The 9,946-nt window shown below is 37.2% G+C and carries 9 protein-coding genes; 8 read left to right on the forward strand and 1 reads right to left on the reverse strand.

Annotated features, from left to right (window positions below; genetic code table 11):
* The first annotated feature begins 81 nt into the window (after positions 1-81).
* Complete coding sequence (locus tag VPHSUH08_RS05315; RefSeq protein WP_105086963.1) at positions 82-2,304, forward strand: autotransporter outer membrane beta-barrel domain-containing protein; 2,223 nt, start codon at positions 82-84, stop codon at positions 2,302-2,304.
* Positions 2,305-2,559: 255 nt separating this feature from the next.
* On the opposite strand, the gene VPHSUH08_RS05320 is transcribed toward VPHSUH08_RS05315, so the two are convergent.
* Positions 2,560-3,789, reverse strand: coding sequence for an LL-diaminopimelate aminotransferase (locus VPHSUH08_RS05320; RefSeq protein WP_008602874.1), 1,230 nt, complete (start codon positions 3,787-3,789; stop codon positions 2,560-2,562).
* A 337-nt stretch (positions 3,790-4,126) separates the two neighbouring features.
* Between VPHSUH08_RS05320 and VPHSUH08_RS05325 the strand changes: the two genes are divergently transcribed.
* From VPHSUH08_RS05325 to tnpA, 7 genes are all read left to right on the forward strand, one after another.
* Positions 4,127-5,209: a hypothetical protein gene (locus tag VPHSUH08_RS05325; RefSeq protein ID WP_105086964.1), complete on the forward strand. Its 1,083-nt coding sequence runs from the start codon at positions 4,127-4,129 to the stop codon at positions 5,207-5,209.
* Positions 5,210-5,218: 9 nt separating this feature from the next.
* Entirely contained in the window at positions 5,219-6,394 is a 1,176-nt protein-coding gene (locus VPHSUH08_RS05330) for an MBL fold metallo-hydrolase (protein WP_105086965.1), read from the forward strand.
* A gap of 323 nt (positions 6,395-6,717) precedes the next feature.
* Positions 6,718-7,902 (forward strand): multidrug effflux MFS transporter, encoded by a 1,185-nt coding sequence (locus VPHSUH08_RS05335; protein ID WP_105086966.1) that lies wholly within the window; start codon positions 6,718-6,720, stop codon positions 7,900-7,902.
* A 141-nt stretch (positions 7,903-8,043) separates the two neighbouring features.
* On the forward strand, positions 8,044-8,328 hold the full coding sequence (rpsF, locus tag VPHSUH08_RS05340; RefSeq protein WP_004693799.1) for a 30S ribosomal protein S6: 285 nt from the start codon (positions 8,044-8,046) through the stop codon (positions 8,326-8,328).
* A 19-nt stretch (positions 8,329-8,347) separates the two neighbouring features.
* On the forward strand, positions 8,348-8,746 hold the full coding sequence (locus tag VPHSUH08_RS05345) for a single-stranded DNA-binding protein (protein ID WP_004693797.1): 399 nt from the start codon (positions 8,348-8,350) through the stop codon (positions 8,744-8,746).
* Positions 8,747-8,785: 39 nt separating this feature from the next.
* Positions 8,786-9,016 carry a 30S ribosomal protein S18 gene (gene rpsR / locus VPHSUH08_RS05350; RefSeq protein ID WP_004693795.1) on the forward strand — a complete coding sequence of 77 codons (231 nt, stop codon included), beginning with the start codon at positions 8,786-8,788 and terminating at the stop codon, positions 9,014-9,016.
* Between the two features lie 189 nt (positions 9,017-9,205).
* Entirely contained in the window at positions 9,206-9,670 is a 465-nt protein-coding gene (gene tnpA / locus VPHSUH08_RS05355; protein WP_105086970.1) for an IS200/IS605 family transposase, read from the forward strand.
* Positions 9,671-9,946 lie beyond the last annotated feature (276 nt).

Raw genomic sequence — 9,946 nt, forward strand, 5'->3', positions numbered from 1 at the left:
CATATACCCTGAATCTAGATACAATTAAATTGGTTATGTTAGTTAGTTATGTTCATAGTTGAAGTGTTAAGGAGGTATAACATGAGAAGAAATGTAAAAGCTGCTGTTATTGCTGCATTAATCGTAACAGGTGCTAATGCTTTTACCATGGTATCAGCCACAACTGTGGAAAGTCATACAGACGGAAAATCCATTGGCCTTAATTTGTGGGGGGAAAAGAGACATTATACAGATGACTTAACTGTTAATGTATCAGGTTTAGGTGTAAATGGAACAAAATATCATAATAATGTTACAGGTATTTACGCCCTTGATGGGACACAAGTGGCCATCGATAAAAATGTAACTGTAACAGTTAAAAATCCAGCGCCTGCAGAAAGTGGCGCGAAACGTAGACCTGATTTGGCACATTATTACATGAGCGGTATCTATGCTGGTTATGGTGGACTTACTAATGATGGAAATAACGATGATACTCGAATTACCGTAAAGGGTAATGCTAAAGTCGATGCTGTTGGCGTTGGTTTGCAAGCTAATAAAGATGGATATATTCGCATACTAGGTGGGGCCGATGTAAAAACATATCCTTTAGATACCTCTGATACCTATTCTGCATTATCTGAAGAAGGTTTTGTTTATGTAAATACGGGTATGGATGGCTTACATCCGGGAACGAATGATGTGAAGATGTACGGTAATATAGGATTTTTAGATAAAAACTATGGTATCGACAAGAATCCACATAACCATGGCTCACATATTTCATTAGGCTTAACAACACCAAATTCTAAACTGGTAGGGGGCGTACTTAATGAATTTGATGAAAGCAACAACAATCCGTACCATGGTGGTCTACGATTGTACTTACAAAATGGTGCGACTTGGCGCAATGAATGGTTAGGAGCTGAACGCGTATATCCTACACAAGGTCGCCCTAATAATGCAAACTATTTATATACAGGTAGTCGTGTAGAGCATTTCATTGGTGGTAAAGATATAAGTAGTCAAGGTATTATCCAAGCCGTAGATCCACGACCTATTACTATTAACAACTATGCTGGTCATGCAGTTATCGACTATGAAAAGGGAGCCCCTGCGACTGCACAAGGTAAGGGCAAAGTCGTTATCAACCATGCTGATAAAGGTTCTTCTGTGACTATGCGCAGTTCGGCAGATGCACTTAAAGGGTATGTAAATGTAGACAACCCACGAGGCACTTTGCAGAAGTTGGCTAATAAATTAACATACGCTGGCTTTACTAAGGGTGAACGTAATTTAGATGTAAATGTTCAAGTCGATTCAGGCCTTATTAGCCCTGAATATTCTACTAAGCTTGGTACAGATAGCTTTACTGTTGATGGGAAACCTAGTATTACTGACCAAGCGGTTGTGACAGCGCGTGAAAGCGAAGTTGTATCTGGTGCTAAGAGTGCGTTAGCCGCCTCTGTGATGCAAATGAGAGCCGATACGAATGATTTACAACGTCGCCTTGGGGATGTGCGACTCAACTCCAATAAGCATGGTGTATGGGGAAAATACATCGGTGGTAAATCTAAAATTACAGACAGCGCCTATGTAAATCAAACCTATAACATGGCGCAAGTAGGCTATGACACATTGCGTGGCGATTGGACTATTGGTGGGGCTTTGTTATATGGTACAAGCAATAGCGATTACGCTTTAGGTTCAGGGTCTGGTAAAACTGCGGGCTTAGCATTATACGGTGCAAAACAATACAATGATGGTCGTTACTTCGATGTTATTGGTAAAGTAAGTCGTTTGAAAAATGATTTCACTGTACGCAATAGCTTGGGTACAAGTTTGAGCGGAGATTACAGCAATACAGGTACCTCTTTGAGCGTTGAATATGGTAAACGAATCAAGAAAGACAATGGTTTTTACATCGATCCTAACGCAGAATTGACGCTTAGTCGATTGTCTGGTGTAAACTTTGATGCTCGTACAAATACAGGTAGCACAGTGCATATTAACTCCGATGCAGTGAATTCCGTTATCGGTCGTATCGCTGTAGGTATTGGTAAGGAAAGTAAGAACAGCAATCTCTTCCTCAAAGCTGCATTAGCGCATGAATTCTCTGGTAAAATGAAAGCTACTTATAGCATGACCGGTGAGCCAACCACAGGTAGTGAAGTGAACCTTAAAGATACATGGCTAGATTTTGAGTTAGGTGGTTCATGGAGCGTACGTCCTAATACATATATTTATGGGACTTTCACTAAAAACTTTGGTGCTATCATAGACAATTCCTATCGCATTGACGCAGGGATTCGTCATAACTTTTAATTAATGGTAAATATAGCGGACACAAATAATATGGGGATGTTATTTGTTAGTACTATAGTGTTAAGGAATACTTGAATTAAATATTCATATATGTAAGGGTATATAAAAAAAGACCGACTACATTCCTATTGAAGGATTGTAATCGGTCTTTTGGTTTTATAGATATAAACTATTTTAAATCACATAATCCAGATTTAATGTAATCTAAATATAAATCAAGATATAAATCTAAACCTAAATATAGACATAATCATATTAGAATTGTAATGTTTTGATTCTTTCAACGGCGCGAATTGTATTTTCACGACTGCCGAATGCTGTTAAACGAAGGTAACCTTCACCATGAGGGCCAAAGCCAGAGCCTGGTGTAGATACGATTTGAACTTGTTCGAGCAAGATGTCGAATAATTCCCAACTAGTCATATTGCCAGGCGTTTTAAGCCAAATATATGGAGCGTCCACACCGCCGTATACAGTAAGGCCGATAGATTCAAGACCTTCTTTGATGATGCGGGCATTTTCTTTATAGTACGCAATGTTTGCACGTGTTTGTTCACGTCCTTCTTTTGTGTATACAGCTTCTGCACCACGTTGGATGATGTAAGGAACACCATTGAATTTAGTGCATTGACGACGGTTCCACATAGGGTTTAGCGGTTGGCGTTCACCAGATTTAGTTTTGCCAGTTACCTCTTTAGGTACTACGGCGTAAGCACAACGTGTACCAGTGAAACCTGCAGTTTTGGAGAAGGACCGGAACTCGATAGCTACTTCTCGAGCACCTTCGATTTCGTAGATGGATTTTACAGTATCTTCTGTACTGATGAAAGCTTCGTAAGCGGAGTCAAACATCAAAATGGCATCATTATCTTTACACCATTTGATCCATTCTGCTAAACGAGCACGGCTTAAAACAGTACCAGTTGGATTGTTAGGGGAGCAAAGATATACGATATCTACGCGTTCAGAAGGGAATTCTGGGGAGAAGTTGTTTTCTGCATAAGTAGGGAGGTATACAACCTTTTGGAAGATGCCATCTACAGCTTCGCCAGTACGACCACCCATAACGTTGGAGTCTAAGTATACTGGGTACACAGGATCTGTGATAGCAATGATGTTATCTTCGCTGAATAACTCTTGGATATTACCAACGTCAGATTTTGCACCATCGGAAACGAATACTTCGTCAATAGCGATATCTACGCCTAATGGTTTGTAATCGCCATCAACAATAGCTTGACGTAAGAAATCATATCCTTGTTCGGGGCCATAACCTCGGAATGTTTCTGCTTTTCCCATTTCTTGAACAGCTTTACTCATAGCGTCGATAATTGCTGGAGCAAGAGGTAATGTAACATCGCCGATACCAAGACGAATAATATCTGCATCTGGATGAGCAGTTTGGTACTCATTTACCTTTTTAGCAATATTAGCGAATAAATAAGAACCTTGTAGGTTTAAGTAGTTTTCATTGATATTAGCCATGATGACTCCTTTTTATAATCAGATTTCTCTATATATAGTAAATTATATAGAATAATGACGCAAGGATTTTCTATAGAATTTTTGCTTAATCTAAATAGTGTAAATATTTTTAATATAAAAGACTATAATATGAGGAAATTATTACTCGTTGATTGTATTAAAGTAAAAATATAGGAAGATAATATTCGCATAGAATTTTATTTCTTCATTATTTACTCATAAAAAGTCCACTGATATAATGAATTTATAATAATACATTGATCTATTGTGTATGATATGGGGTAATTTTAGTAGTTATGTGCAGTGAGGTAAATTGCTATTAAGGGAGGCATTTATAATGTTAAAGTCTAAAGAAGTATATGAATTTATTTGCAAAGGTATTAATCGAAAAGATAAAATTGATGAGTTTGAAACCCTTTTTGGGCAACCTAAGAACGATACAATAGAAGATACTGTTAATATAAAAAAAGTAAAGCCAAAAGATAACGATGGGGATATAAAAAGATTTGCAGCAAATTTTTATAAGGCATCTATTGTAAATTATAAAGGCTATGTACAAGGCGCGTCGCAAACGGACAAAAACCGCTATAGTGAAGCTATTGCCAGTACTCTTTTATCAAAAAATCTTTTAAAGACATGGACAGACTTAACGCCTGTACGATCTAATCATTTTGATACAAAGCATTCTCCTTCTGAAATAGTAGATATGAAAAAGCTGCAAGGCACAAATCGTAAAGAAGAAATTTTAGCGAAATTGTTGTTTTATCAACGTAAGGTTGATGGATTAGGTTATATTTTTGATTATCAAACACCATTAAAGGAAACACAAAATGATTCTTATGGAAAAATAGATTTATTAGGCTATAACACTGATGACGAATGTTATTCTGTAATTGAATTAAAATATCGTCCATCTGGTAGTGAGGAAACTTTACTACGCTGTATTTTAGAAGCTTATACATATTATAAGTTGCTTGATTTAAAACAGATTAAGGCTGATGTTGCTCACGAGGGTATAAATAACTTAAAGAAATTATCTGAATATAAACATACAAATGAAGCCGAGTTAGTTGTTTTGTTTGACGAAAAGTCTTGTATAAAAGAAGATGGTGGGGATAAAACAAATTTGATGCTTCGTATCGTTTCAAATGAACCAAATGAACCTAACTATCCATCTAAAACTGTTGTGTCAGAACAGTATAAAGAGTGCCAGGAATTAATTAATCCAAGTAAAAGAAAAGAATTACGAGCTTTATGTGAGGCTATATTAAAACAAGAGTCTAAATTGAAACAAATTCGATTTGTTGTATTACAAGCTCAAAAAGTAAGTAAATCGCCTTATAAAAATAAAGTAGATAATTGGTCAGAAAATTTGGATCGTTTATATCGAGCAGAAACATTGCTTACCATTTCTAAGTAAAGGTTGAATATGAATATTGTTGTTCATCGTGGCACACATCAGATTGGTGGTAGTGCTATAGAAATTAGTACAGCATCTACTCGCATGATGTTAGATTTTGGTAATGAATTAAGTTTAGATGAAAAGTACACACCTATAAATCTTGATATAGAAGGCGTTACAAAAGGAAAGTTGGATTGTGACGGTATTGTGATTTCTCATTATCATATGGATCACTTAGGCCAACTAACCTCTGCACTATCAGAAATTCCATTATATATGGGTGAATTAAGTAAGGAAATCGCGCTAATAGGTGCTGAGTATCAAGATAGAGGTTTATACTTGCGCTTATTAGGTGCTAATACATTTCGTGGGGGAGAGGCTTTCACTATTGGTGATATACGGATTAGGCCTTTGGTTATTGACCATAGTGCCGCTGATAGTTATATGTTTGTTATTGAGGCTGAAGGTAAACACATTTTATATACAGGTGATTTCCGGATGCATGGGCTGCGTCAACATGTATTAGAGAAGTTAGTTAAGACCTATATAGGTGAGGTTGATGTATTAATTACAGAAGGAACTTCATTATCTAGAGATGCCAATGACCCTATAGCTGAAGTAGCTGTATTAGATGATATTTCTTCTTATATTCAAGACGGAAAATATGTTTTTGTTATGTGTTCTTCTACGAATATTGACCGTATTATGGGGATTTGGCAGAATATGCCAACTGATAAAGTACTCATTTGTGATGCTTATCAGAAAAGAATATTAGACACTGTGATTAATAATGTATATTATGAAAGTTCTTTGTATCGTAGACATGATAGCCCATTAGTTATTGATAAAGGCAAATATCCTAAATACTATATGGAACATGGATTTGTATCTTTAGTAAGAGGGACAGAAAATTTTATTTCTAAAATTAAAGAGTTCCCTAAAGATGATGTACGTATTATATATTCCATGTGGACAGGATATATTGAGGAGAATCTAGCATTGAAGAATTTGCTAGATACATATCCAGCTTATATATGTCATGCCAGTGGTCATGTTTCAAAAACTGATTTACTCAAGTTTATAGACTTAGTAAATCCTGATGTCATTATTCCGGTTCATACTGATATCCCTGAAAAACTAAAGAGAATACTACCTAATAGAAATGTTTATGTCGTTAATGATAAAGAGCCATTTATCATATAATTCCTTTAAGAAATTCTATTTATGTTGTATAATAAATAAAAAGAGAGCCATCAACGTGTGGTAGCGTTAGGCTCATCTTATAAACTGTTTTAAGAGGATTGCCTAGCGTGCGAGTATTTTGAATGCTCTGTTGCGTTAGGCTTTTATCTTTACACTATTTGAATAGTGCAAAGAGTGATAGTGCTTATAGACCAATTTTTGCGTAGTATTTTACTACGCTTTTTTGTTGAATAATATCAAAACTATATAGGATTAACTTTGTTTTTGATATAATTTAAATACATACATATTATGGTGCGGTTTTATATGAAAGTGGTGTCTTTATGCTGACGATTAGCAATAAGGGATGGCTTTTTACTTCTATATTAAGTGCTTTGATGGCGTTTACGTCGTTGTCGACGGATATTTATTTGCCTGCTATGCCTGAGATGGGGCGTGACCTCAATGGTGATGCGGAGCTTACGTTGACGGGTTTCTTAATTGGGTTTGCGCTAGCTCAGCTTTTTTGGGGCGCCGTTAGCGATAAAATTGGTCGTAAGAAGCCACTGATTATAGGGATAGTTTTATTTATTATTGGTTCTGTAGGCTGTGCCTTGAGTTCCTCTATGATGGAGTTATTGGCTTGGCGTGTGTTTCAGGCATTTGGGGCCTGTGTAGGACCAATGCTATCGCGGGCTATGATTCGGGATTTATATGGTCGGACTGAGGCGGCTAAAATGTTGTCTACATTGGCCATTGTTATGGCTATAGCGCCTATAGCAGGACCGATGTTAGCAGGACATTTACTTGTATGGTATACATGGCATTCCATATTCTGGTTGCTTGTTGGTATAGGTCTTCTAATGCTCGTTGCCGTATTAGTGCTTCCAGAAACACATCCTGTAGAGAAGCGCAGTAAAAAGTCTATAGGTCATACTTATAATAATTATTGGATTTTGTTACGCAATAAGGGCTTTATGAAATATACCCTATGTGTGAGTTCCTTTTATATTGCTATCTATGCGTTCTTAACTGGATCCCCTTATGTATATATAGATGTGTATGAAGTGCCCAAAGAATATTTTGGTTATCTCTTTTCTGTCAATATTATTGGTGTTATGTTGTTAAGTGCTATTAATCGTCGTATTGTAAGTGCTATACGACTCGATAGATTATTGCGATATGCCACACTATTTGCCGCTATTTGTGTATCCGTTGTAATGGGTTTGATGTTCTTAGGTTACCATTCACTGTGGTTAATCGTTATTGGCTGTTTCCTATTCTTCTCCATGAATGGTATCATTGCCGCTGTAACTAATGCATTAGCTTTAGATAGAGCAGGTAGAATGGCTGGATCTGGGGCGGCACTATTAGGTGCCATGCAATATGGTAGTGGTATTGTGTCATCGTTGATACTTACCTTCTTACCAAATGATACGGCCTATCCTATGATGGGGGTAATAGCCATATTTGTAATTGTTTGTGCTATTATTGCCTTTCCTGAGGATGAAAAATATAATCGTATATAATATTGGTGAAAGCAAGGGCTTAAATTGAGTCCTTGCTTTCATTATTTTTTTAGGTTATAATAGTAAGGCTTATTGATGGTAAGCACTTCCTACCCCTATGTGTCGATAGGGGCATTAGTCCGAAAGAGGAGGTGATTTTGTATGAACAAATACGAAGTCATGTTTATTGTGAAACCAGCTGAAGAGGAAGCAACTAACGCTGTTATTGAAAAAGTAGAAGCTTTAATTGCTCGTGTAGGCGGCACAGTAGAAAAGGTAGATCGTTGGGGCAAGCGTCGTCTTGCTTACGCGGTGAAGAAATTCACTGACGGTTTCTATGTATTGATTAACTTTGAAGCAGCACCTGCTGAAATCAAAGAAATCGATCGTGTATTGAAAATCAACGATGAAGTCCTAAGACATCTAATTGTTAAACACGAAGCATAATTAAAGCCTGGAGGAAAACATGAACTCTGTACAAATTCTAGGTAATTTAGCTCGTGATCCTGAAGTACGCTATACCAAAACTGGTCGTGCGGTAGCAACTTTCACAGTAGCTGCCACAAATACCTATATTGATTCCACAACAAATGAGACGAAAGAACAAACTGCTTTCATCAACTGCGTTGCTTGGGGTAAACTTGGTGAAGCGGCAGGCAATCTTCGTAAAGGCAGTCGTTGCTTTGTAGAAGGTCGTTTGCAAACTCGTTCTTACGAGACTCAGGACGGTCAAAAACGGTACGTTACTGAAGTGGTAGCGAACTTTGTGGGCCAATCCCTTGATATGAATACTAATTCTTTCGAAGGTGGGTCCAATTTTGATAGTTTCAGTACAGGCGGCGATGACGAAAACATCCCGTTCTAGTGTCAGGGACTCCTACTAATTCGAAAAGGAGGATTCGCAATGAGAAGAGATAGAGGCAGAAAGCCAAGAAGAAAAGTATGCGTTTTCTGTGCAGACCATATCGATCAAATCGACTATAAAGACGTTGCTAAACTTCGTCGTTTTACGACTGAACGCGGCAAAATCTTACCTCGTCGTATTTCCGGTACTTGCGCAAAACATCAACGCAAATTGACTACATCTATCAAACGTGCACGTGCAATCGCTTTATTGCCATTCACTGCTGAATAATTGATGAATCAAGGCGGTACAACCATTTGGTTGTGCCGCCTTTTTGCTTGTACGCCGAATAGGCATGACTAAACCCCCAGTTAAACTGGGGGTCAGTAAAAATTCTTAGAGAAAAGGAAAGAACCTCCTAGTGCTAGAATGGAGTTGGTCTGGCAACCACAACATTTCAACATAGGAGGTTCAATGTCAATGAATGACGTAAAAAGCTTATCACATAGTAAATGGAGATGTAAATATCATATTGTTTTTGCTCCAAAATATAGAAGACAAATAATTTATGGGCGGATAAAAGCTGATGTAGGTAAAATTCTAAGAGATTTATGTAAGAGAAAAAATGTAGAAATTATCGAGGCGGAATGCTGTCCGGATCATATCCATATGCTAGTAACGATTCCACCACATTTAAGTGTATCGAGTTTTATGGGGTATTTAAAAAGCAAAAGTAGCCTCATGATATTCGATAAACACGCAAATTTAAAATATAAGTATGGAAATAGACATTTCTGGTGTAGAGGATATTATGTGGATACAGTGGGACGATATGAAGGGGCGATAAAAGAGTATATTCGCAATCAACTACAAGAAGATATAGCACAAGATACATTAAACTTTAAAGCGTATACCGACCCGTTTACGGGTGAGCCGGTAAAATAGGCAAAAGAAAAGCCCCCGAGTAGGGGGCAGCCAGTGGTAATAGAGTGGTTGTCAGATCATTCAATGCCTTCTTTAGAGGGCCACCACTAGAGAAAGACCCTTATAGGGTCAGAGCAAACCACCCGTTCTACGAGTGGTTATGATTCTTTTATTTCATACTTTATAAAAATATAATATTTCTTAGGTAGATTAATAGCTTTTACTCCAAGTAGTCCATAGTGATTACCTCGGTTATATTTTGATTAGACACCTAAATCATAACACAAGGTTTACTAT

This window comes from Veillonella sp. S13054-11, from assembly GCF_002959795.1.
GTDB lineage: Bacteria > Bacillota > Negativicutes > Veillonellales > Veillonellaceae > Veillonella > Veillonella parvula_E.

Bases quoted from the DNA above. Each gene is read 5' to 3' on its own strand.
- VPHSUH08_RS05315 (WP_105086963.1), top strand. From the start codon at position 82: ATGAGAAGAAATGTAAAAGCTGCTGTTATTGCTGCATTAATCGTAACA.
- VPHSUH08_RS05330 (WP_105086965.1), top strand. From the start codon at position 5,219: ATGAATATTGTTGTTCATCGTGGCACACATCAGATTGGTGGTAGTGCT.
- VPHSUH08_RS05335 (WP_105086966.1), top strand. From the start codon at position 6,718: ATGCTGACGATTAGCAATAAGGGATGGCTTTTTACTTCTATATTAAGT.
- VPHSUH08_RS05325 (WP_105086964.1), top strand. From the start codon at position 4,127: ATGTTAAAGTCTAAAGAAGTATATGAATTTATTTGCAAAGGTATTAAT.
- rpsR (WP_004693795.1), top strand. From the start codon at position 8,786: ATGAGAAGAGATAGAGGCAGAAAGCCAAGAAGAAAAGTATGCGTTTTC.
- tnpA (WP_105086970.1), top strand. From the start codon at position 9,206: ATGAATGACGTAAAAAGCTTATCACATAGTAAATGGAGATGTAAATAT.
- rpsF (WP_004693799.1), top strand. From the start codon at position 8,044: ATGAACAAATACGAAGTCATGTTTATTGTGAAACCAGCTGAAGAGGAA.
- VPHSUH08_RS05345 (WP_004693797.1), top strand. From the start codon at position 8,348: ATGAACTCTGTACAAATTCTAGGTAATTTAGCTCGTGATCCTGAAGTA.
- VPHSUH08_RS05320 (WP_008602874.1), bottom strand. From the start codon at position 3,789: ATGGCTAATATCAATGAAAACTACTTAAACCTACAAGGTTCTTATTTA.